Here is a 22,406-nt window from a genome sequence, read left to right on the forward strand (position 1 = left end):
AACACCGCCGCTCACCCGGACACGACCAGACAAAAACATCCCCGATCCCCGCCAGCCCGCGCAGAACAACAGCAAACAGCCACCTCCCCCCACGGCCCCCGAAGACCAGAAAACAGAACCGTCCCCGAAACAAAAACGTCCATAACCTTCTGGAATCGCGTCCGTCCTCCATACCGTCCCCGCAACGAAACAAGACCCCCGCCAGCCCGCGCCGGAAATAATGTCCTGGCCCCGCCGCCCGGAGACACGTCCTTTTCGATCCCATTTCCCCGGCAATGCCCGGTCCGCACCATCCCGCCACCCACAGCCGGAAAGGCCAGACCCCGTTCGTGATCCGCACTCCCCTGAACCACCCCGGCAGCCCGCCTCCGGCAAATTTTTTCTGCCTCGCCAGACCGGGCCGGACAGCCCCCCACCCTTCTGGAAAACCTGGCCCCCGATTCTCATGTCAGCACGTCATTTCCGGCCTTTGACGGCAGCCTGTCCGGAATGAGACAATCGAACGCCATGACCAGCACCACATCACGCCCCGGACCGAAATCCACACCGAAATCCACGCCGCCGTCACGCAAGGTTTCGCCGCCAGCCGCAAAAGCCGCGCCGGCCAGAATCCGCCCGGCCTCAAAACGCAAACCCAAAGCCGCCACCCACGCGCCGAACGGCACCGCCAACGCCCCGCGCAACATGACGAAAGCGGAGATCGCCGGCTTCCTCGCAGACCTCGCTCGCACCTGGCCCGACGCCGCAACCGAGCTGAAATTCGAAACCCCGTTCCAGCTCCTCATCGCCACGGCCCTCGCCGCCCAGGCCACCGACGCCTCCGTCAACCGCGTCACCCCGGCTCTCTTCGCCATCGCGCCCGGACCGGCCGAAATGGCGAAACTCAGCGTCGAGGAGGTCGGCGAGCACATCCGCACCATCGGTCTCTGGCGGAACAAGGCAAAGAACGTCGTCGCCCTCTCCCAGGCCCTGATGGACCGCTTCGGCGGCGAAGTCCCCGCCGACCGCGAAGCGCTCGAATCCCTGCCCGGAGTCGGCCGCAAAACCGCCGCCGTCGTCCTCAACGTCGCCTTCGGCCAGGCCGCCGTCCCGGTCGACACGCACGCCTTCCGCCTCGCCAACCGCACCGGCCTGGCGCGCGGCAAAACCGTGCTGGACGTCGAGCGCGGCCTCGAATCCCGCATCCCGCCCGATCTTCTGCGGGAATCGCATCACTGGCTCATTCTGCAGGGCCGCTATGTCTGCAAGGCCCGCCGCCCGGAATGCTGGCGCTGCGCCGCCACCCGCAACTGCCTCTATCCCGAAAAGGAACTGATCCCGCCCCGCCGCGTGAAGGACTGACATTGACCGGAGCCGGCTCCGTCCCAATCTGAAAGGGAAAGGCCGCCATCCCGGAAACAGCCGTTTCCCCGACGGCGGAACGGGTTTGTATTTGGAACGCCCTGCGCTAGACCGGAACCGGGCGGCCCGAAGCCGAACGGCAGGGTCCGGCATCAGGCAGGGCCGCAGCGAAGCAGGATGCGCAGACGATGGATTACATAATCGGCCAGAACCCACCGGCCCAGAATCCAGGAAGCAGGAATCCGGGAAGCCATACGCCGGGAGGTATGGGCGCGCCGGGTGCCGCTCCGTCCGCGCAGACCGCCGACGTCATCATGGACGGCACCGAAACCAATTTCATGCAGGCCGTGATCGAGGCCAGCAACACCGTCCCCGTCCTCGTCGATTTCTGGGCCGACTGGTGCGGCCCCTGTAAGCAGCTCACCCCGGTCATCGAAAAAGTCGTCCGCGCCGCCAAAGGCCGGGTCAGACTCGTCAAGGTCGATATCGAAGCCAACCGCGCGCTCGCCGCCCAGCTCACCCGCATCGGCCTGCCTCTCCAGTCGATCCCGATGGTCGCAGCCTTCTGGAAAGGGCAGATTCTCGACCTCTTCCAGGGCGCCCTGCCGGAAAGCCAGGTTAAAAAATTCGTCGAAACGGTCCTCAAATCGGCAGGCGGCGGCACCCTGCCGAGCGCCGACCTCCTCACCGAGGCCCGCACGGCAATGGAAACGAACCAGCCCGAACATGCCGCCGAGCTGTTCTCGGCCGTTCTCGGAGAGGAACCCGAAAACCCCGCCGCATGGGGTGGCCTCATCCGCGCTCTGCTCGCTCTCGATAACGAGGAAGCCGCCACCGCCGCGCTCGAAGATGTGCCGCAGGCCATCGCGACCCACCCGGAGATCGAAGGCGCCCGCGCTGAACTCGAACTCAAAAGGGAAGGGCGCCGCGTCGCCGGCGAGGCCGACGAACTTCGCCGCCGCATCGAAGCGAACCCGGAAGACTTCGAGGCCCGGATGAATCTCGCCAACGCCCTGAACGTATCAGGCCACCGCGAGGAAGCCGCCGCCGAACTGCTGGCCATCATCCGCGCCGACCGCAACTGGAATGAAGGCGCCGCGAAGCAGCTTCTGTTCAAATTCTTCGAGGCCTGGGGGCACGACGATCCCGCGACCCTCACCGCACGGCGTCGCCTTTCCTCGCTTCTGTTTTCCTGAGGAGGCATGAGGCTGGACGCATCCCTTTTTGACGACGACATCCCGAGAACCGTCCCCCGTCTGCCGGATATCACGCTTGCGGACCTTCCGGCGGAAATCGGGCTGTTCCCCCTGTTCGGCTCTCTGCTGCTGCCCAGGGGCAAGCTGCCGCTCAACGTCTTCGAACCGCGTTACATCGCCCTCGTCGAAGACGCTCTGGCCGCACAGCGTCTGATCGGAATCATCCAGCCCTTCGACGAACTTCATGACGACTCCGATGAAGCCGGAGACCTCCCGCCGCTCTTCGATGTCGGCTGCATCGGCCGTATCACCTCTTTCGCGGAACGCCCTGACGGAACCTTCGCCGTCACCCTGACCGGCATCACCCGCTTCCGCTATCTTCGTGAAAGTGGCGGCCGTCGCGGCTACCGCACCGCCCGTATCGATGTCTCCGCCTATGCTGGAGATCTGAGCGAGATCCCGTCCGCGCCATTCGACCGGGACCAGCTCCTCACTTCGCTTAAAAGCTATTTCAACGTCCGGGGCCTCGGCGTGCGCTGGGAGGTCATCGACCAGATGGGCGACGATGCCCTCCTCATCACGCTTCCGATGATCTGCCCGTTTCCCTCCGCGGAAAAGCAGGCTCTGCTTGAAGCCGGGTCCCTGACAGACCGCGCCCGTGTGCTACAATCGCTGCTCGATCTGTCCGGCCCTTTTCCGGATGGCGTGCGTCCGTCATAGATGTCCGTCACAGAGACTGTAAAACTGTTCCGATAAGCTTTCCGGAGAATGTCCATGTCATCGCCCCAGACCTCCGCTCCCCTTGATCCGCGCCTGCTGTCAGTGCTGGTGTGCCCGGTCACGAAGGGTCCGCTTATCTATGACCGGGAAGCCGGTGAACTGATCAGCAGACAGGCGGGCCTTGCTTTCCCGATTCGTGACGGAATTCCGGTCATGCTTCCTGAGGAAGCACGTCAGATCAGCTGATCTGACGAGGTCCCACCAATGGTTGTTCCGACCGCTCCTGCCGCATCCGGGCCGGAGTTGCCATGAGAAAACGGCGGCTTCTGCTGCTGATGTCCATGTCAGTGTTTCTTCTGTCCTGTCGCATGACAGCGCAGGATCCACGGGCCGGAGACAACATCGATGCACCTCCTGAACGCCCCGGCCGGGATTTCCCGGAAGCCGCAGAGGCGGAGCAGCGACGTGAGCGCAATGCTGATTACAGCGATGCGTCCGCGCCCACGCGCGGCGGATATGAACCGGCTCCCTATGCGGGCACGTCCCTGCCCAAACCTGGAACGTCCAACGTCACACCGGATACGGAGGTAACATACGGGCGTCCGCAAGGAACAGAGCGCCGGAATTCAGGCAACTGACAGAGCGGCAAAGACGTTCAGTGTTCATGTCATGCAGTAACCGCAAACGTGCTGACCGCGGAAAACTTCTGTAATCAACGCCACTTTTCCAGGCGATGATGATATGTCTGCACTCTGTATCGGATCAGGCAGTCCTTTTTACCTGTGTTCTGCTGACGGAGGTGGTTATGAAACTTCTTGCTGTTCACCCAAGCGCACTTATGTACACGAGGGTGTTTCTCAGGCTCGAACCTCTTGGTCTGGAACTCGTAGCCGGTGCAGCAAGAGACGCAGGCCATGACGTACGAATCATTGATCTGCAGGTAGAAACACATCGCGACTACTGGCGGCTGGTGAAGGAATTCCAGCCTGATGCAGTCTGCTTCTCCGGTAACTATCTTGCCAATGTTCCTGAAATTATCGATCTCTGCAAGGAAACGCGAGAAAAGCTGCCAGGCGCACTGATCTTTGTTGGCGGTCATTCGGTTTCGTTTATCGCCCAGGATGTTCTGACGCTTGGGGACGGCGCTATCGATTGTATTTTGCGGGGTGAGGGCGAGCCCGGTATTGGCCCGCTGCTGGAAGGCTGGCAGAAGGGTGATATTTCCGCTGTGCCGGGTGTCGTCGGAAAGACCTTCGCAGGACCGCCTCCTGCCTTCGTCAAAAGCCTTGATGACATCCGGCCAGCACGTGATCTGCTTCGTCATCGCAACAAGTATTTCATCGGTACGCTGGATCCTGCCGCATCTATCGAGTTTGCCCGCGGTTGTCCCTGGGATTGTACCTTTTGCAGCGCATGGACATTCTATGGACGCTCCTACCGCACGGCGAGTCCGGAAGTCATTGCTGACGAACTGGAAAATCTGAAAGAGCCCGGGGTTTTCATTGTCGATGACGTAGCTTTCGTGCATGCCGAACATGGCCTCGCCATCGCCAGAGAAATCCGCAGGCGCGGGATCAAAAAAGAATATTATCTTGAAACCCGTGCCGATGTGCTGCTTCGTAATAAGGAAGTTTTCAAAGAGTGGAGCGAGATTGGCCTGAGCTACATCTTCATCGGACTCGAAGCTGTCGATGAAGAAGGCCTGAAACGCTTCCGCAAGCGGGTCTCTCTCGATCGCAACTTCGAGGCACTGGAATATGCCCGGTCACTGGGGCTGATCGTCGCGATCAATCTGATTGCCGATCCGTCCTGGACGAAGGAGAGATTCGAGGCTGTGCGGCAATGGTGTCTCGAAATCCCTGATATTGTTAATATCTCCGTTACTACACCCTATCCCGGTACTGAAATCTGGCATAAGGAAGCCCGCCGTCTGACGACACGGGATTACCGGCTTTTCGATATCCAGCATGCCGTATTGCCGACCAGACTCTCACTCCCCGAATTTTACGAAGAACTGGTCAAAACCCAGCAGGTACTGAATACAAAGCACATGGGATGGGCCGCACTCCGGGATACTGTTGGTATCGCAGCCCGGCTTCTGGCTCATGGCCAGACTAATTTTGTGAAAATGCTCTGGAAATTTAATTCTGTGTTTAACCCAAAGCTGCAACTGGCCGACCACATGCGCCGCCCACGTTACGAGATGCCACTTCAGCCTGATGTCGTGCAAAAAATTGATCCGAAGACTCTTTATGTTCATGATCCAAAAGGGCGCAGGTCACGTTCTCTTGACGATGCAACTGAGAATTTCGTCGATGAAACCCGCATGGGTGCAGAAGTCTGATTGAGACAGTAATTTACTATTTATCGAAAGAGAAAGTTATCGAATAGTTGTTAGACTCAGGCCCCATTGATCTGAGGAAGTAAGTTTGCTTCAGCCTCTGTAAGGATGCTGGAGATGAGCGACCTGTACTGGCTGACGGACAAACAGATGGATCGTCTGCGGCCCTTTTCCACAGAGCGACGGCAAGCTCCGGATCGATGATTGCCGCGTGCTGAGCGGCATCATCTTTGTGAATCGGAACGGCCTGCGCTGGCGGGGACGCGCCGCGAGAATATGGTCCACACAAGACGCTCTGTAACCGTCGGAAACGCTGGGGCAAAATGGTACTTCTATGCGGATGATGGATGACCTTTCTTCCGCAACATCAGGGCCACAGACGAGCATGATTGATGCAACCTATCTGAAAACACACTGCACGGCTTCGAGCCTGCGGGCGAAAAAAGGGATGCTGGCCGCCTGATCGGTCGCACTAAAGGTGGCATGAACACAAAGCTGCATGCAGTTACAGACAGGAAAGGACGCCCGTTCAGCTTCTTCATGACGGCAGGAGAGGCTATGCCGATGGGAAACTGCGATTCCCCTCGTCGCCATGGGGAGGTGGACGATCGGGATCATGAGGCGATCGAATATGGTCAGGGGATTCGAGGTTCTGCCTCGACGTCGAGTTGCTGAACCAATTTTCGCATGGCTCGGTCGTTACAGAGGTGTTTGCCAAGGATTGGGAACGACCGATCACCTCAATCCGCACGCTGACCCGCAGAACCGCAAGGTATTGTCATAACTGAAGAACTTTCGAATCAGGCTTTAAGCTTGTTGAATGTCTTTTGATCTGATTTACTCGGCAGGCCTTTTATGCGAAAGTCAGCTATCAGTTAATGGTATGAGAATGCGATGTAGCAACATCCTCATCATGTGAGGCCTGTATGTAGTATCTGCATTCTGCAATAGAATACAGATAGAAAGTGTCTCTATACAATGCGCTATCTGATTATATTGGCTGTTTTTATAATTTAAGTTGCTATTGACGCAGGATGGTAAATTTTGATCTCACTATCGAGGCTATTCATTAGATTATTTTAAAAGAACGAGATCCGAAAGCTTTTTATATTTTCGATGATAGTGAACCTGACGAGGTTGTCCTTCAATGGCTCCTTCGCTTCAAAGCCATTAGCGACGTATATTTCTTGAGACTTGGTTCTGAATGAGGTGCTGGCATTGTATGGTGTTGCTTGGAGGTAGCGGCTCTCTCGGTAGCTAATGGAGACAGTTTAAGTTTTGCAGTCTGAAAAATCTTGGTTTCCTCGTTAGGAGCTGCCTCGTGGTTCGGCCCGATGACAAAAATATGAAGCTGGAGGACGCGTGATAATGGGCGACCGTTTAGTGCTCGCGGACAACAATCCGGTTCTATCTAATGTCAGAAAAGATATGATTGAAGGGATAACGCAATCTGGGCGACAACTGCTACGTGAACCTTATCCATATTTTCATTTTATGCTTGCGGCAATAGTAACCTGGTTAGACAGATTGAGTCTGGTTGTCGGGTCTCTGATTGTCGATGTATTTAAATTGCAGCGTGTTCCATCTGATGCTGTCCCAGTAATAGTTGTTGGTAGCGCGGTAGCTGTTTTGGTATTCTGGCTTTTTCCAAAAAAAAGAAATCTTCTTAGTTTTCCGAAAATTCGAAGAATAAAAGCACAGTTTCGTTATTTATCGCTCTCTCTCTTTTCGTCCGCTTTTGCCTGTTTTTTTATAGAATTGATTTTCTTTCGGTCTATGGAGTTTTCTTTTGAATTTTCTTTGACATGGTTGGTCGTTACCATAGGTGTTCTCTTTATTGAAAGATTGTTTGTTACGTTTATTCTGTACCAGCCTGCAATTGTATCTAGGTTACAGAGAAAAATTGCTATTGTGGGTTTTGGTGAAGAGGCTTCGCAACTTGCGGAACGTATTTCTTGTGACGCTGGCCATACTTACGGCTTGTATGGTGTGTATAATGACCCCAACGAAATGCATCTGAATAATAATTTTTCGGGAGGAATTGACGATCTGATAGCAAGAAGTCGACGAGACCCCCTGCATGCTATTATCTTTGCTTTTCCACGAGTTGATGAAGGTGACGAGTTTTTAAAGTGTATTAGTTTGAAGCTTCGACAGGTTCTCTCTGATATATATATCATACCATCTTTAGTTGATGGTGTGGATGTTTCCATGCCGGTTGAATATCTGGGCGATAGCGCGCTCTTTGTTCTGCAGAGGAGGCCTCTTTCTGATTTTCAGATATTTCAGAAGTCATGTGTCGATTTTGTTCTGGCGTTATTTGGTATAGTTTTTCTTTTTCCTTTTTTTGTTTTGGTGGGTATAGCTATTAAAATTGATTCACGCGGCCCGATATTTTTTAAGCAACCTCGATTGGGTAAAAATGGCCGGGAATTTTTCGTATATAAATTTCGTTCAATGTACGCGCATATGTCTGATGCTATGGCCGATCGTCAGACCAGCCGCGGTGACCCCCGGGTGACCAGAATCGGAAAGTGGCTAAGAAAATTAAGCATTGATGAAATCCCGCAGTTGTTTAACGTTATCCAGGGAGATATGTCATTGGTGGGTCCGCGGCCTCATGCGCCGCACACTCGAGCTGGTGGAAAGCTGCTTGATGATGCGCTGGCAGAATATGTCCTCCGGTATCATGTAAAACCCGGCATCACAGGATGGGCGCAGGTGAATGGTGCTCGTGGAGAGCTCGTTACCCTGGAGGATCTGAAAAAGCGCGTTAGTTATGATCTCGATTATATTCGTCGCTGGTCGCTTATTCTTGATTTTAAAATTATGTTTTTGACAATTGTAAAAGAGGTCTTTAGTCGTCATGCGTTTTGATGAAGAGGTAGCCGATATTCACGAGGTATGTTTTTCGGGGAACAAATTCACCACTGTGACATTGATGGGTGTGAAGCTTTTCGATATCCCGAGAGAGGATTTGGAGCGTGGATTAATATCGGCTGTGCGGGCTGGTCAAAGACTACGTGTAATTAATGCTAACGCACACTGTATAACAATTGCTCAGCGTCTTCCGTGGTTGCGTGAACTTTTTCGGCAGTCGGAGGTTGCTTTTTGTGACGGGGCGGGGGTGCAGTTGGCGTCCTTATTTCTGACAGGAAGGCGTCTTCATCGCACAACGCCGCCGGAGTGGGTTGGGAACGTTCTGCGGGAATTGGGTTCCGAGGCTTCCGTGTTTTGGTTGGGCGGCGAGGAAAGCGTCGTGGCGGAAGCGGCGCGAGCCTTTGAAAATAAATATGGATGTCGTACGGCGGGATGGCGGAATGGTTTCTTTGATGCAAGTCCTGGATCGACAGCGTCAAAGGAGCTTCTTGAAGATATAAATCGAACGTGCCCATCGATATTGCTGCTAAATATGGGTATGCCCCGGCAAGAGCGGTGGTTGTGGGATAACTGGGACAAATTGCCGCCTGTTGTCGCGATCACAGCGGGGGCGCTTGTGGATCATGCGGCCGGCAAGGTGAGTAGACCGCCGCGATGGGTGGCTAATCTTGGTCTGGAGTGGCTGGTTAGACTCAGTCGTGAGCCCCGAAGGCTTTGGCGCAGATATATTATTGGTCTTCCTCTCTTTGGCTTTTATGTCTTACGATCAAAGCTAAGCATGATATTAGATAAGTCCAGATGACCGTCATCAATGTGGCTAGATGAAACAGCGCCCGAACCCGGTCGCCTTGAAGGCGTAACTCGATATGCTAGAACGCGCTTTAGATCATTCGTTCGATCAGCCGAAAATACATGTGCACCCCGATGGCGGAGCATACGCTATCGCTTCCCGGTATATTGGTGTGGGATGGCGTTACCGCAATCTCTTCCTGATGGTGTTTGTCGCCATCCTTGCAGTTGGGAGTGTCGCTGTTTTTTCACTTAAAAGATCTTATATGGCGAGCGCGACGGTTGTTGTCACAACACGTGTAGCTGATCCATTAAGTCAATCACCGGACGGTAGTAATAATTCGCTGGAGGATGATGAGCTTGCCACGCAGGCAGCTCTGATTGGGTCGCGAGATGTCGCCGCGGCCGTACTTAGAGAGTTGCCGGAACCACCATCCCCCGTTCGCCATACCTGGCGGCAAAATCTGTGTCTGTACGGCATACATTTCTTTTGTAATGTTTCGTCATCGTCTGTGAGTAACAGTGTAGCAGCTTTGGACCGTGCAATAGATGGCTTGCTTTCGACCGTTACTATTGAGCCGCAACCTCACTCTCGTGTGATCAGCATAAGTGTAAAGGCGAATACCGGTGAGCGAGCTGCTGCGATTGCGAATGCCTTTGTGACTGATTATCAAAAACTGGCGCTAACTCAACGTCAGGGAGATCTTAGACATGAAGCGGACTGGCTTGATGAGCGTACGGCTGCGTTGAGGGAGCGATGGCTTGAGGCTGAGCGGGTGGCAAGTAAGTACAATGAGCAGCATGGATTGGTTAATACGGATGCTGGATCTCCGCTTGTGGACAGACAAATCTCAGATATGGCATCCAGTTTAGGGCAGGCTGAAACCCGTTATGCAGCTGCCCAGGCCCGCGTAGAATCTTTAAATATTGCGCTCAGAAATGGTGATGCGCGCGCAATGATTTCTTTGGGGGATCAGCCTCTTCTTGTTGCGTCAGCCAGTGCTCTTCTGCAGGCTGAGATGACCCGAGCTCAGAAAGCGGGGTCTTTTGGTCCAAATCATCCTGATGTTCAGGCTCTTGATAAGCAAATTGCTGGTGCACGTGCTCAGCTTCGTTCGGAGATGCAGCAGGCTCTTACCTCAATCAATACCGAACTTGTTTCTGCAAAAGCCGATGTTGCTGCTTTGACTCGTTCAATGGGAAATCTTCAGGCGGAATCCGCCGGTCAAAGTGGTGCGCAGGCGGAATATAGGACGCTACGGCAGGAATCGGAGAGTGCACGAGGTGTGTATGAGGCATTTCTTGATCGCGCGAAAGAATTGACTGATAGAGTCGCACTTTTACAGCCCCCGGTCACGTTTGTATCACACGCAGCTGCGCCTGCTGCACCGACATTCCCTAATCGAAAAAAACTGCTTATGGGAGTTGTGCTTCTCGCTGTCGTCGCGGCGATAAGTGCTGTTGTGCTTCGGGCGTTTCTTTCGCCGAGTTTTATTGACGTTGATGAGTTGCATAATTTTGGAGGTGTGCCGCTTCTGACAATACTTCCTGTAATGAAAGGTGTTCGGAAAAAAAACCTCGATCGGTATGTGCTGGATCATCCTTTTTCACAAACGGCTGAAGCAATGCGAGGTTTGTCGGCTCAGCTTTCTCTTGCCGGAGCGGCTCGACTTGAAGGTGGCCAAACTCTTGCAATTGCGTCGGCATCGCCGGGTGACGGGAAGACGACAGTAGCGATCTGGCTGGCAAGCGTCCTAAAAGAAGCGGGGCAGTCAGTCTTACTTATTGACATTGATTGTCGTCGTTTTGCATCTTCAGAACAAACAGGTGGCGTGCTTCAGGTTGGGTTTACCAATGTTCTCGCGGGTCAGGCAGTTGTGCGTGACGTTATAGTAAAGGACGATGTAACGGGAGTTGATGTTCTTCCTGCCGGAAGTTCGCGAATCAGTTCATTTGACCCGGCTGAAGTATCTCAGATACGTGATCTGCTGGCGGATTTGTCTCGTAGTTATAAGGCAATTATTATTAATGTTCCTCCGTTAACTGTTGCTCTTGACGGGCTTATTATGGCTTCTATCGCCGACCAGACTATTTTTGTATGCCGGTGGGCACGTACTTCTCGTGGTGCTGTTGCCGCGTGCCTTGATCGGTTGCGCGTCTATGGTGCCAGGCTGGCGGGGACGGTTTTGACGGGAGCTGAAGAACGATCAGCTAATTTGCTGTGTGGCGCTCCGGTTGCAAGAAACGAAGTCAGGCTGATCACTCATACTTATCAAGGCTGAAGGTTTTTTGTGAAAATTCTTCATGTTGTGAGGCAATTTAGCCCGTCAGTTGGTGGGTTGGAGGATGCTGTTCTGAGTATCGCACGGCAGCAGCGTAATGACGCTGGTCTGGATGCGCAGGTTATTACTCTGAATCGTGTTTTTAATAATGATGACTTTCTCGCGCCGCGAGATTCTGTGTCCGGCGTGCCTGTAATTCGGATTCCGTGGGGTGGCTCAACAAGGTATCCGATTGCACCGTCAGTGTTATGGCATCTTAGCGGAGCAGACATTGTACATGTTCATGCTATAGATTTCTTTTTCGATTATCTGGCTCTGACAAGATGTTTGCATAGGCACCCTCTCGTTGTATCGACACACGGAGGCTTTTTTCATAGTGGTGCTTATTCACGGCTTAAGAAGTTATGGTTTTCAAGTATTACGCGTACCAGTATCCGGGCTTATTCGCGGATTGTAGCTTGTAGTGAAAACGATGCGGAATTGTTTGCTCCTATTGCCGGGGTACGGCTAATTACAATTGAAAATGGTATTAATCAGGAAAAGTTTTCAAATGCTGCTTCTGTAGCGCCGTGTCGAACACTCATAAGTTTTGGCCGATTTTCACCGCATAAGCGTCTTGATCTTCTCTTTCCGTTGCTTTCATCGCTGAGAAAGCGCAATCGGGAATGGAAACTTATTATCGCTGGTCGTCCGGCTGAGCTGACAGTGGAAGATCTCCTTGCAATGGCTAGGCAGGCCGGTGTTCTGAGTGCAGTAACCTTTCTTCCCAATCCGTCGGATGCAGAATTGCGCCGCGCATTGGGAGAAGCGTCATGGTTTGGCTGTCTGTCAGAACATGAAGGTTTTGGGCTGGCTGCAGTTGAAGCGATGTCTGCGGGATTGATTCCTGTGTTGAGTGCAATCGCGCCATTTCGTCGATTAGTAGCGCGAACAGGTGTCGGTGTATTAGCTAAAGCTGGCGATCTTGATGAAACAGCGGGTATAATTGAATCTTTGCAAGCCGACGGTGCCCTGTCAGTAAACAGGTTTAGGAAGCAGGCAATTGCAGGGGCGCAATTGTATGATTGGAAAGATGTAGCGAAGCGTTATATCGAGGTTTATCAGGATGTTATTAGACGGCACCCTGTTCCGCCACCAGGTGTCGTGAGTGCCGGGGTATCATGAGACGGAAATACTATTATGTTCCTTCTCTTTTTTGCATTTTGAATTGTAATATTATCAATGTAATTTTATGTATGCTGTTTGTTCCCTGTGGGAGTGTTTTTTTTTCATACGAAGCGCAAGCTCAGTTAATTGCGAAGTATTTTCCGAATGAATTGCCGGGTTATTCGGCTGATTCTACCGGTTCAGTTGCCATGCATCAGATTCTTCAGAATATTCATCCCGGTATTCCTGTTGGTGAATACTTTATTAAGCCAGCGGCGTCACAATCATTTGGATATAACACTAATATTCTTGGTGCCCCTGATACATCGGGAGCAACAATAAATACATCAGCATCATTGGGTGTGACATCTAACTGGAGGCGTCATGCGATCGGGGCTTCGGTAAGTGTTAATAACACTGCTTATCCCACATTGTCAGCTGCGAACCAGACAAACTGGACAGCCGCAATCGGAGGTTCCGTTAATGTGGGAAAGGACCAGATCAGTTCTGGTTATTCGCATTACGTAATGCATTTGTCTGCAACCGACTTGGGTAATTTTGGAATTTCTTATCCGATCCCATATTCCGCTGATGATTTTCGCGTTAGTTATAGGAAAAACTGGTCCCGGCTTGCATTAATCCCAAGCGCTTCTTATGACAAATTTTCCTTCGGCCAAGCGGGTGGTACATCTGCTTTTGCTGGTAGAGACACAGAAGCGCTTGGGCATCAACTTGAGACACAGACACTACAGGGGCGATTCGAAATCTCAAAAGGTAACGCTCTGGTCGCAATTTTACGTGGAACTGAGGCTCAGTTTTTAGCAGTGCAAGGTACTACACCGAGCGATTATGTTAGTGGAGGAGGCTTTTGGGGTCTCGATATGCGTGCCAGTTCTGTTCTGCAATATAGGGCATTGGTGGGTGGCGAAACCAGATACTTTGTTCGTAGCAGTACGCGTGCAATCACGACTCCGACGGCTGAGGTTGATGTTATCTGGATGCCGGATCGGATGAGCACGGTCACTTTGACGGGCCAACGAGGTCTGTTTGATCCGACTTCTCCTTTTTCGCGTAATCAGGTTATGTCGACTGTCCGTATACAGGTAGACCACGAATTGCGTCGTAATATATTTATTCGCGGTTTTACTTTTATGGGAATAACTGATTCTCGTCCGACTGGTAGTGAAGATGATTTAAAAACTCGTCGTCAGACACAGTTTAATTTTGGTGCCTCCGTGAACTGGAAAATAAATCGCGATTTTACCTTGTCACTTAGCTATAGTCATACTACCAGTTATACTAAAAATGGAGTTACTGCTGTATTGGATAATGGCATTGCTCATGCAACATTTACATCCAATACTTTTGCCGTGGGTGTCTCGTTTGCACGCTAGTTACTGAGTTAGAAATTCACGAATGGTCTCGACTGATGTCTTGTGATGAAAGAGAGTGAAAGGATGCAGAAAGCTAATTTTTTTGAGTGGGGGGGGGGGGCTAAGCCAATTACTATAATTGGAAATATTGTTGGCGGCTGCTTTCTGTTCAGCGCACTTGTCGCATGTTCTCCCACGCATGATCTCGCTCCTCTGCCTCAGGCGGCAGGTGCTTATCGCTTGGGGGCAGGTGACCAAGTACGTATTATTACATATAATGATCCTCAGTTGAGCAATACGTTTCTCGTGAGTGATTCTGGGAATATCGCATTCCCTTTAATTGGGATAGTGAAGGCGGCAGGTGACACACCACAAGGACTGGCTGATGAATTATCTGACATATTAAAAACACGGGGTTTGCTGTATAAGCCAAGTGTGTCTGTCGAAGTTGTTCAGTATAGGCCGGTATTTATTCTTGGAGAAGTTTCTCGTCCAGGGCAATATCAATATACCCCCGGAATGACGATGCAGTCTGCTGTCGCTCTTGCTGGCGGATATACATACAGAGCGGTAATGAGTACTGCTAGTGCAGTTCGTACTGAAGGTGTTAACGGTGGCAAGCCTGTAAATGGAAAGATAACTCCGGAAACGCTTCTTGCTCCGGGAGATGTTGTGACGATCTACGAGCGATATTTTTAAGAGAGTTGCCGCTGATTTCAATGCGGCGACTTAAGGTAATGGAGTGCCAGCCATATTGTCATTATCCACAGTGAAAAACATAGAAAACTGCTAATTACTAGTCCGCGAAAAGCATAACCACCGTGTTCGGCGGTGTGTTTAATCGGAGATGTAGTAATATTCTCTGTCTTCAGATCATGTGCATTCGACAACGGTATGGGGTGGGATGTCTGATATAAGCTCATCTGCGGTCCTGATTTTCAAATTTTGTCTCTTTTATGGTTCGTTGGTTAATTATGAGTTGAGTTTGTGTTGAGTGATTGGCGAGCAGCTTTTCGTGGGACAGTGATCGGATTTTCGTATGAGATATTTCAGCCGAGCCAGAAATGTTTTAGGACCGGTCATTATATTCGGCGTCCAAGTCTGCAGGAGAGCAAAACTCAATGGTGCCTCGCTATACAAGACCCGCAATGATGGCCATCTGGGCACCGGAGAACCGTTATCGTATCTGGTTCGAAATTGAGGCGCTGGCATGTGAGGCTATGGCTGAACTGGGAGAAGTTCCGTCTGAAGCGGCGAAGAATGTTCGTAAGCGAGGAAACGCTGCAATAGCCAGCTTTTCTCAGGCTGATCTGGACCGGATTGATGAAATTGAAGCTGAGACGCGTCATGATGTCATTGCGTTTCTCACATGGCTGGCAGAAAAAATTGGACCGGACAGCCGGTTCGTGCATCTTGGTCTGACGTCCTCCGACGTTCTTGATACTTGTCTTGCTGTGCAATTGACACAGGCAACCGATCTTCTTCTTACAGATATCAAATCTGTTCTTGAAGCGCTCAGGAAGCAGGCTTTTGAGCATAAGTATACTCTGACTATTGGGCGTTCTCATGGCATACATGCTGAGCCTACGTCTTTCGGGTTGAAAATGGCGGGGCATTACGCAGAATTTGAGCGTAACCACATGCGGCTTTTAACTGCACGAGCTGAGATTGCTACCTGTGCAATCTCAGGCGCGGTCGGCACGTTCGCGCATCTCGATCCACGAATTGAGTCATATGTTGCAGCGAAATTGGGATTGCGACCAGAGCCGGTTTCGACGCAGGTCATTCCCCGGGATCGTCACGCGGCGTATTTCTGTACACTGGCAGTAATAGCAAGTGGCATCGAGCGGCTTGCAACTGAGGTTCGCCATCTGCAGAGATCTGAAGTTCGGGAAGCGGAAGAGTTCTTTCACGCCGGGCAGAAAGGCTCCTCAGCGATGCCGCATAAGCGTAATCCGGTGTTGTCGGAGAATCTGACGGGGCTGGCCCGTCTCATCCGTTCCTGCGCCATTCCCGCTCTTGAGAATGTCGCTCTCTGGCATGAGCGGGATATCAGTCACTCATCTGTCGAACGTAATATTTGTCCCGATGCAACAACAGCTCTTGACTTCGCGCTTATGCGTCTCGCCGGGATGATGGATAAGCTGGTTGTATACCCAGGGCAAATGATTGCAAATATTGAGAGTCTGGGCGGCGTGGTGCATTCCGGTGAGGTGCTGCTCGCGCTTACACGTGCTGGTGTCCTGCGGGAGGATGCATACAGGATCGTTCAGCGATGTGCGATGGCAACCTGGACACAGCTCGGTAAACCGGAAGGGCGCACATTTCGCGAAAATCTGGACGCTGATCCTGAAATTGCAGGCAAAATTGGATCAGAAGTGCTTGATGCTGCAATGGACAGCCGTTTGCACCTGCGCGCTGTTGATGATCGTTATCGGATGATTTTCGGCGAAACAAATCTTACAGCCTGACGATGTCAGTCATGCTCTGTCTGGCTGAGAAAGCTAAGCTCAGGACTCATAGATTAAAGCTAAGCTGAGGGCTCATAGATTTGAGTACGGAACACTGATTCAGGCTCTGTGAGGAGACTGGAAATGAGCGACCTGTACTGGCTGACGGACGAACAGATGGATCGTCTGCGGTCCTTTTTCCCAAAGAGCCACGGCAGACCCCGCGTTGATGACTGCCGTGTGCTGAGCGGCATCATCTTTGTCAATCGGAACGGCCTGCGCTGGCGCGATGCGCCCCGGGAATACGGTCCACACAAGACACTGTACAACCGCTGGAAGCGCCGGGGCGCCATGGGGATCTTCACCCGGATGATGGACGGGCTGGCTGCCGGGAGACCGGGGTTATGACGCTGACCGGTTCAGGGATGCCCCGGAGGAAAAAGGGATCAGACCCTGCATTCCAGGACGGAGATCCCGCGGGAAACCTGCCAGATACGACAGGCGGAAATACAAACGGCGCAACCGTATCGAGATCATGTTCGGAAGGCTCAGGGACTGGCGGCGGGTCGCAACCTGCTACGACAGATGCCCGACCGTCTTCTTCTCAGCCATCTGTCTCGCTGAAACCGTCATGTTCTGGCCAGGAGTCCTGAGCCTAGGGCGCATGGAACTGTATCATCCGGTCGAGAAGGCTGCTAAGAGGCAACGCAGCGAGGAGTCAGTAGGCTCCGGAGCAATTCGCGTGATTTTGCGCTTAGTGAGCAAGGATGACAATGGCCCGCCGACGCCAGTTGTACGAGGGAAAAGCCAAGATTTTGTTTGAGGGGCCTGAACCCGGTACCCTTGTGCAGTATTTCAAGGATGACGCTACAGCCGGAAACGGGTCAAAGAAAGGTATTATTACAGGTAAAGGTGTTCTGAATAACCGTATCAGCGAATATATTATGCTGCGGTTGCAGGAAGTGGGAATTCCGACTCATTTTATTCGGCGTATTAATATGCGGGAGCAGTTAATACGTGAAGTCGAGATCATCCCTCTGGAGGTTGTAATCCGTAACATTGCGGCAGGAAGTATTGCAAAGCGCCTTGGAATACCTGAAGGAACTCGTCTTCCTCGTTCTATCGTTGAGTACTATTACAAGAACGATGCTCTTGGTGATCCGATGGTTGCGGAAGAGCATATCACTGCATTTGGCTGGGCCAGTACTCATGACATGGATGATATGGTCGCCATAGCGCTGAGAGTGAATGACTTCCTTTGTGGCTTGTTCGCTGGTGTCGGGATCGTGCTCGTCGACTTTAAGCTGGAATTCGGCCGGTTATGGGAGGGCGATGAGATGCGTATTATTCTTGCAGATGAAATATCGCCGGACAACTGTCGGTTGTGGGATGCAAAAACCAGCGAGAAGCTGGATAAAGACAGATTTCGACGGGATATGGGGCGTGTCGAGGAAGCTTATCAGGAAGTTGCCCGTCGGCTGGGAATACTGCCCGAAGCCGGGAACAGTGACATGAAGGGTTCGGAGATGATGCAGTGACTCGTAACTGACTGCAGATACATGAGAAAATGGTAGGAGGCGGTTATGAAGGTACGGGTGGCGGTGTCGCTGAAAGATGGCGTGCTTGATCCGCAAGGTAAGGCAATTAGCCACGCACTTCATGTTCTGGAGTTTCCGGAAGTTCAGGGCGTGCGTGTCGGTAAGATCATTGAGCTTGAGGTGGGTGAATCTGATCCGGAGTATGTTGTCCAGCGTGCGCGCCGGATGGCTGAGAGCTTGCTTGCAAATCAGGTTATCGAAGATTTTACCGTGGAGATTGTAAAATGAGCCGGTCAGTATTTATCCAGGCGGCATTCTGTATTTTTATCGGTTTGTCTTCTGTTGCCGGGGCTAGTGCTCAGAGACTTTCTCCGCTGAAAGCCGGAAATTTCGGTCGTATCTGTTCCCGACCTGCTGGTGCGCAGGTTTGTGATGCTTATATATCTGGCCTTGCCGATGCAGGCGCGCTGGCTAAAGTCAATGACCGCAATGAAGGTGATCCGAAAGCGCCGCCGGGTTTCTGTGTCCCTCAGGTCGAAGCCGGAACGGCTATGCGCGGGAAAGTTATTTCATGGCTAAAGGCCCATCAGGATGTACTGGACAAGCCTGTTGGAGAGGCGGTTTTTATGGCTCTGCACGATTCGTATCCATGTGGCACTCAGGCCGGTAGCCTGAAATGAAAGCCGGAATTGTCGTTTTCCCGGGGACTAACAGAGAGCGTGACATGGCGATTGCGCTCAGAGTTGTTAGTGGGCGCGCACCGAAGATGCTGTGGCATCGGGAGACAAGTCTTCCGGACCTGGATCTGATCGTACTGCCGGGAGGCTTCAGTTACGGCGACTATCTGCGCTGTGGTGCCATGGCTGCACATTCGCCGATTATGCGCGAAATCAGAAAGTTCGTAAGCGAGGGGGGCTATGTTCTCGGTGTCTGTAACGGCTTTCAGATTCTGACAGAAACAAAAATCCTCCCTGGCGCATTGTTGAAAAATACAGAGTTAAGGTTTCTTTCTCAGGACTGCTTCCTCCGTGTTGATAATGCTGAAACGCCATTTACGGCAGGATGGCAGAAGAATGACGTTTTTCGGGCTCCGCTGGCTCACGGCGATGGAAACTACGTTGCAGATGAAAAGACCCTTGAGCAACTTGAAGGCGAAGGGCGGATTGCGTTCAGATACGTGTCTTCTGCGGGAATTGCGTGTTCCGAAGACCGTAAATCCAATCCTAACGGTAGCGTTAATGCTATAGCCGGAATTGTGAGTGCTGACGGTCGTGTGTGTGGAATGATGCCGCATCCGGAAGATCTGGTTGATCCTCTGATGGGAGGGGAAGACGGCAGGCCCCTTTTCGAGGGTTTGATGGAGGTATTCATCCGGTGAGTCTGAAGCAGAAAGTGGCTGATGCCGCGCTGGCGCGTGAGTTTGGCCTTTCCGATGACGAATATGATCGCGTGCTCGCAATTATGAGTAGAACACCAAGTCTGACAGAACTTGGTATTTTTTCTGTGATGTGGTCCGAGCACTGTTCTTATAAATCGTCGAGGAAATGGCTCCGTACGCTGCCGACGACTGCCCCCTGGGTCATTCATGGTCCTGGAGAAAATGCAGGTGTCGTTGATATCGGGCAGGGGCTTGCAGCTGTTTTTAAGATGGAAAGCCACAACCATCCGTCCTTTATCGAACCCTACCAGGGGGCCGCGACAGGTGTCGGCGGTATTTTGCGTGATGTTTTCACAATGGGGGCGAGGCCGGTTGCTAATCTGAACGCTTTGCGTTTCGGCTCCCCGGAAAATTCGCGCACGCGGCAGATTGTCGACGGCGTTGTGCGGGGCATCGGCGGGTACGGTAATTGTGTCGGCGTTCCCACCGTCGGCGGTGAGGTGAATTTTCACTCCGCGTACGACGGAAATCCACTGGTCAATGCAATGACTGTGGGAGTTGCTCGGCAGGACAGGATTTTTCTGTCGGCTGCGGCGGGTATAGGCAATCCGGTTGTCTATGTGGGCTCGAAAACCGGACGGGATGGAATACACGGCGCCACAATGTCGTCAGCGGAATTTGATGAGCATGCGCTGGCAAAACGACCGACCGTTCAGGTTGGTGATCCTTTTGTAGAAAAACTTCTGATTGAAGCCTGTCTTGAACTGATGGCCACCGATGCGATTGTCGCGATTCAGGATATGGGAGCGGCGGGTCTTACGTCATCGTCGGTTGAAATGGCGGGTAAGGGTAATGTTGGCATAGAGCTTGATCTGGATGCCGTTCCCCAGCGTGAAACAGGTATGACGGCCTACGAAATGATGCTGTCTGAAAGCCAGGAGCGTATGCTCATGGTTCTGAAGCCCGAATGCACAGACCTGGCGCGGACGATTTTCGAGAAATGGGAGCTGGATTTTGCTGTTGTCGGGCATCTGACTGATACGGGTCGTATCGTGGTGACACATAAAGGGAAGGTAGAAGCCGATATTCCGCTCGCCCCGCTTGCCGATCAGGCTCCGATATATGATCGGTCCATTACTCCGCTCGTTCCTCCGGGGCCAGTTGGACCGGTTCATGATCCTGTCGGGCTTGAGCAATCACTGATCAAACTGATTGGATGCCCCGATCTCGCTTCCCGTGCCTGGATATGGAATCAGTATGACAGCACTGTAGGTGGTCAGACTGTTCGACGCCCAGGTAGGGCAGATGCGGCGATTGTGCGTGTTGAGGATACCTCAATTGGACTTGCGCTGACTACCGACTGCACACCCCGTTACTGCTATGCGAATCCGAAAGCGGGTGGAGCGCAGGCTGTTGCCGAGGCATGGCGAAATATTACCGCAACAGGCGCGACTCCCCTCGCTGTGACCGACAATCTGAATTTTGGTAATCCGGAAAAACCCGAAGTCATGGCGCAGTTCGTTGCTGCAATTGAAGGAATGGGTGAAGCCTGCAGGGCTCTGGATTTCCCGGTAGTGAGCGGAAACGTCTCTCTCTATAATCAGACCCGAAATCCTGATGAGTCAGCGCGGGCTATTTTGCCTACGCCTGCTATTGGGGGGCTGGGGGTTCTCGCTGACGTTGAGAAGCATGTCGGAATGGCGATGCCAGAGAGTGGCACACTGCTTCTGATAGGCGAGACGAAAGGGCATCTTGGCCAATCCCTGTGGCTACGTGAGGTTTTAGGTCGCGAAACCGGCGATGCGCCAATGGTCGACTTGGCTGCTGAGCGACGCAACGGGGATTTTGTACGCGAGCAGATAGCATCAGGTGCAGTTTTGGCGTGTCATGATGTCTCTGATGGGGGCATTCTTGTCGGAGTCGCTGAAATGATTATGGCCGGTGGCCATGGTTGCGAGCTTGAGCCTCCGCAATCGGGAATGAGACCAGAAGCGTTCTGGTTTGGCGAGGATCAGGGTCGTTATCTTCTGGCTGTGCCGGGTGATGGACAGGAATTGCTGAGCATGGCTCGTGCTCGTGGTATTGCATTACGGGTTTTGGGAGGAATAGGCGGTGAGGGTTTGACATTGCCAAGTGGTGCTACAATATCCACCCCTCGTCTGGTGGCGGTGAATGATGCGTTTTTCCCGGCCTGGATGGGAGTTGACGCTTTTGAAGCTGTGCGGTCGTAAACATGATATCAGCAACCAGATAAGTGGAGGTCGGACGGATGGCAATGAAAGCCTCGGAAATTGAGAGTTATATCCTCAAGGCATTCCCGGATGCCCATATCAGGATTGATGACCTCGCGGGTGATGGTGATCATTATGCCTGCACAGTTGTGACTGAAGCCTTTCGGGGGCTTTCCCGGGTCAGGCAGCACCAGCTTGTTTACGACTCATTGCAGGGGCATATGGGCGGTGCATTACATGCTCTTGCATTAAAAACGTCGGCTCCTGAGAAATAGTATTAGTCAATATAACCGTTATCGGAAACTGGAGTAATGAAATGTCTGCATCTGTTGGTCAGCGTATTCAGTCATTGATTGAAGAAAACCCGGTGATGTTGTTCATGAAGGGGACAGCTGATTTTCCGCAGTGCGGCTTTTCATCGCGTGTTGTTCAGATACTTAATCATATTGGTGTGCCTTTTAAAACTGAAAATGTTCTCTCTGATCCTGAGTTGAGGGAGGGAATTAAGGTTTTTTCCGACTGGCCCACTATTCCTCAATTGTACATTAAAGGCGAATTCATCGGAGGATGTGACATTGTCAGTGAAATGGCTCAGTCGGGTGAGTTGCAGTCCCTGCTTGCCGAAAAGGGTATCATAACCGCGAATGTTTGATTCATGGCGGTATACAAAAAGCGCAATCTGGTGCGCTTTTTGTCGACGTAATAGATAAGAATGTTCCGATAACAGTGGAGCGTTAATGC

20 protein-coding genes and 3 pseudogenes are annotated in these 22,406 nt (G+C 52.3%); all 23 read left to right on the top strand.

What is annotated here, in order from left to right; genetic code table 11:
• Positions 1–507 precede the first annotated feature (507 nt).
• A complete protein-coding gene (gene nth / locus GOB93_RS15090; RefSeq protein WP_173584340.1) occupies positions 508–1,341 on the top strand; it encodes an endonuclease III in 834 nt (277 codons plus the stop codon).
• 188 nt (positions 1,342–1,529) lie between these two features.
• On the top strand, positions 1,530–2,537 hold the full coding sequence (locus GOB93_RS15095; protein WP_173584341.1) for a tetratricopeptide repeat protein: 1,008 nt from the start codon (positions 1,530–1,532) through the stop codon (positions 2,535–2,537).
• Between the two features lie 6 nt (positions 2,538–2,543).
• Positions 2,544–3,257, top strand: coding sequence for an LON peptidase substrate-binding domain-containing protein (locus GOB93_RS15100; protein ID WP_173584342.1), 714 nt, complete (start codon positions 2,544–2,546; stop codon positions 3,255–3,257).
• Positions 3,258–3,311: 54 nt separating this feature from the next.
• On the top strand, positions 3,312–3,503 hold the full coding sequence (locus GOB93_RS15105) for a Trm112 family protein (RefSeq protein WP_173584343.1): 192 nt from the start codon (positions 3,312–3,314) through the stop codon (positions 3,501–3,503).
• 62 nt (positions 3,504–3,565) lie between these two features.
• Positions 3,566–3,895, top strand: coding sequence for a hypothetical protein (locus tag GOB93_RS15110; protein ID WP_242010819.1), 330 nt, complete (start codon positions 3,566–3,568; stop codon positions 3,893–3,895).
• A gap of 167 nt (positions 3,896–4,062) precedes the next feature.
• Positions 4,063–5,601 (top strand): hopanoid C-3 methylase HpnR, encoded by a 1,539-nt coding sequence (gene hpnR, locus GOB93_RS15115; protein ID WP_173584344.1) that lies wholly within the window; start codon positions 4,063–4,065, stop codon positions 5,599–5,601.
• Positions 5,602–5,715: 114 nt separating this feature from the next.
• A pseudogene (locus GOB93_RS15120) lies at positions 5,716–6,153 on the top strand (IS5 family transposase); the annotation flags it as partial.
• A pseudogene (locus GOB93_RS21630) lies at positions 6,153–6,386 on the top strand (IS5/IS1182 family transposase); the annotation flags it as partial. The pseudogenes GOB93_RS15120 and GOB93_RS21630, both read left to right, overlap by 1 nt.
• 580 nt (positions 6,387–6,966) lie before the next feature.
• Positions 6,967–8,475 carry an exopolysaccharide biosynthesis polyprenyl glycosylphosphotransferase gene (locus GOB93_RS15125; protein WP_242010820.1) on the top strand — a complete coding sequence of 503 codons (1,509 nt, stop codon included), beginning with the start codon at positions 6,967–6,969 and terminating at the stop codon, positions 8,473–8,475.
• Positions 8,465–9,280 (top strand): WecB/TagA/CpsF family glycosyltransferase, encoded by an 816-nt coding sequence (locus tag GOB93_RS15130; RefSeq protein WP_173584345.1) that lies wholly within the window; start codon positions 8,465–8,467, stop codon positions 9,278–9,280. Before GOB93_RS15125 ends, GOB93_RS15130 begins: the two co-directional genes overlap by 11 nt.
• A 64-nt stretch (positions 9,281–9,344) precedes the next feature.
• Complete coding sequence (locus GOB93_RS15135) at positions 9,345–11,549, top strand: GumC family protein (protein ID WP_173584346.1); 2,205 nt, start codon at positions 9,345–9,347, stop codon at positions 11,547–11,549.
• 9 nt (positions 11,550–11,558) lie between these two features.
• The gene (locus GOB93_RS15140; RefSeq protein WP_173584347.1) at positions 11,559–12,713 is read left to right on the top strand and encodes a glycosyltransferase; all 1,155 of its coding nucleotides are present in this window, start codon (positions 11,559–11,561) and stop codon (positions 12,711–12,713) included.
• Positions 12,710–14,089, top strand: a complete 1,380-nt coding sequence (locus GOB93_RS15145) for an outer membrane beta-barrel protein (RefSeq protein WP_173584348.1) — start codon at positions 12,710–12,712, stop codon at positions 14,087–14,089. Before GOB93_RS15140 ends, GOB93_RS15145 begins: the two co-directional genes overlap by 4 nt.
• A gap of 45 nt (positions 14,090–14,134) precedes the next feature.
• On the top strand, positions 14,135–14,767 hold the full coding sequence (locus GOB93_RS15150) for a polysaccharide biosynthesis/export family protein (protein ID WP_242010821.1): 633 nt from the start codon (positions 14,135–14,137) through the stop codon (positions 14,765–14,767).
• 422 nt (positions 14,768–15,189) lie between these two features.
• Entirely contained in the window at positions 15,190–16,539 is a 1,350-nt protein-coding gene (purB, locus tag GOB93_RS15155) for an adenylosuccinate lyase (RefSeq protein ID WP_173584349.1), read from the top strand.
• A 123-nt stretch (positions 16,540–16,662) separates the two neighbouring features.
• Positions 16,663–17,158, top strand: a pseudogene (locus tag GOB93_RS15160) (transposase); the annotation flags it as partial.
• Between the two features lie 133 nt (positions 17,159–17,291).
• The gene (gene purC / locus GOB93_RS15165) at positions 17,292–18,056 is read left to right on the top strand and encodes a phosphoribosylaminoimidazolesuccinocarboxamide synthase (protein WP_173584350.1); all 765 of its coding nucleotides are present in this window, start codon (positions 17,292–17,294) and stop codon (positions 18,054–18,056) included.
• A 45-nt stretch (positions 18,057–18,101) separates the two neighbouring features.
• A complete protein-coding gene (purS, locus tag GOB93_RS15170; protein ID WP_173584351.1) occupies positions 18,102–18,344 on the top strand; it encodes a phosphoribosylformylglycinamidine synthase subunit PurS in 243 nt (80 codons plus the stop codon).
• Positions 18,341–18,736 carry a Rap1a/Tai family immunity protein gene (locus GOB93_RS15175; RefSeq protein ID WP_242010822.1) on the top strand — a complete coding sequence of 132 codons (396 nt, stop codon included), beginning with the start codon at positions 18,341–18,343 and terminating at the stop codon, positions 18,734–18,736. The genes purS and GOB93_RS15175 overlap by 4 nt, the downstream gene beginning before the upstream one ends.
• On the top strand, positions 18,733–19,434 hold the full coding sequence (gene purQ, locus GOB93_RS15180; protein WP_173584352.1) for a phosphoribosylformylglycinamidine synthase subunit PurQ: 702 nt from the start codon (positions 18,733–18,735) through the stop codon (positions 19,432–19,434). The genes GOB93_RS15175 and purQ overlap by 4 nt, the downstream gene beginning before the upstream one ends.
• On the top strand, positions 19,431–21,665 hold the full coding sequence (gene purL / locus GOB93_RS15185; protein WP_173584353.1) for a phosphoribosylformylglycinamidine synthase subunit PurL: 2,235 nt from the start codon (positions 19,431–19,433) through the stop codon (positions 21,663–21,665). The genes purQ and purL overlap by 4 nt, the downstream gene beginning before the upstream one ends.
• A gap of 38 nt (positions 21,666–21,703) precedes the next feature.
• Positions 21,704–21,940 (top strand): BolA family protein, encoded by a 237-nt coding sequence (locus GOB93_RS15190; protein ID WP_173584354.1) that lies wholly within the window; start codon positions 21,704–21,706, stop codon positions 21,938–21,940.
• A gap of 41 nt (positions 21,941–21,981) precedes the next feature.
• A complete protein-coding gene (gene grxD / locus GOB93_RS15195) occupies positions 21,982–22,317 on the top strand; it encodes a Grx4 family monothiol glutaredoxin (RefSeq protein ID WP_173584355.1) in 336 nt (111 codons plus the stop codon).
• Positions 22,318–22,406: the final 89 nt, after the last annotated feature.

The organism is Acetobacter musti (assembly GCF_011516835.1).
Classification (GTDB): domain Bacteria; phylum Pseudomonadota; class Alphaproteobacteria; order Acetobacterales; family Acetobacteraceae; genus Acetobacter; species Acetobacter musti.

Excerpts from the sequence above, each read along its gene's own strand:
- nth (WP_173584340.1), top strand. The coding sequence starts at position 508 with ATGACCAGCACCACATCACGCCCCGGACCGAAATCCACACCGAAATCC.
- GOB93_RS15095 (WP_173584341.1), top strand. The coding sequence starts at position 1,530 with ATGGATTACATAATCGGCCAGAACCCACCGGCCCAGAATCCAGGAAGC.
- GOB93_RS15100 (WP_173584342.1), top strand. The coding sequence starts at position 2,544 with ATGAGGCTGGACGCATCCCTTTTTGACGACGACATCCCGAGAACCGTC.
- GOB93_RS15105 (WP_173584343.1), top strand. The coding sequence starts at position 3,312 with ATGTCATCGCCCCAGACCTCCGCTCCCCTTGATCCGCGCCTGCTGTCA.
- GOB93_RS15110 (WP_242010819.1), top strand. The coding sequence starts at position 3,566 with ATGAGAAAACGGCGGCTTCTGCTGCTGATGTCCATGTCAGTGTTTCTT.
- hpnR (WP_173584344.1), top strand. The coding sequence starts at position 4,063 with ATGAAACTTCTTGCTGTTCACCCAAGCGCACTTATGTACACGAGGGTG.
- GOB93_RS15125 (WP_242010820.1), top strand. The coding sequence starts at position 6,967 with ATGGGCGACCGTTTAGTGCTCGCGGACAACAATCCGGTTCTATCTAAT.
- GOB93_RS15130 (WP_173584345.1), top strand. The coding sequence starts at position 8,465 with ATGCGTTTTGATGAAGAGGTAGCCGATATTCACGAGGTATGTTTTTCG.
- GOB93_RS15135 (WP_173584346.1), top strand. The coding sequence starts at position 9,345 with ATGCTAGAACGCGCTTTAGATCATTCGTTCGATCAGCCGAAAATACAT.
- GOB93_RS15145 (WP_173584348.1), top strand. The coding sequence starts at position 12,710 with ATGAGACGGAAATACTATTATGTTCCTTCTCTTTTTTGCATTTTGAAT.
- GOB93_RS15150 (WP_242010821.1), top strand. The coding sequence starts at position 14,135 with ATGAAAGAGAGTGAAAGGATGCAGAAAGCTAATTTTTTTGAGTGGGGG.
- purB (WP_173584349.1), top strand. The coding sequence starts at position 15,190 with ATGGTGCCTCGCTATACAAGACCCGCAATGATGGCCATCTGGGCACCG.
- purC (WP_173584350.1), top strand. The coding sequence starts at position 17,292 with ATGGCCCGCCGACGCCAGTTGTACGAGGGAAAAGCCAAGATTTTGTTT.
- purS (WP_173584351.1), top strand. The coding sequence starts at position 18,102 with ATGAAGGTACGGGTGGCGGTGTCGCTGAAAGATGGCGTGCTTGATCCG.
- GOB93_RS15175 (WP_242010822.1), top strand. The coding sequence starts at position 18,341 with ATGAGCCGGTCAGTATTTATCCAGGCGGCATTCTGTATTTTTATCGGT.
- purQ (WP_173584352.1), top strand. The coding sequence starts at position 18,733 with ATGAAAGCCGGAATTGTCGTTTTCCCGGGGACTAACAGAGAGCGTGAC.
- GOB93_RS15190 (WP_173584354.1), top strand. The coding sequence starts at position 21,704 with ATGGCAATGAAAGCCTCGGAAATTGAGAGTTATATCCTCAAGGCATTC.
- grxD (WP_173584355.1), top strand. The coding sequence starts at position 21,982 with ATGTCTGCATCTGTTGGTCAGCGTATTCAGTCATTGATTGAAGAAAAC.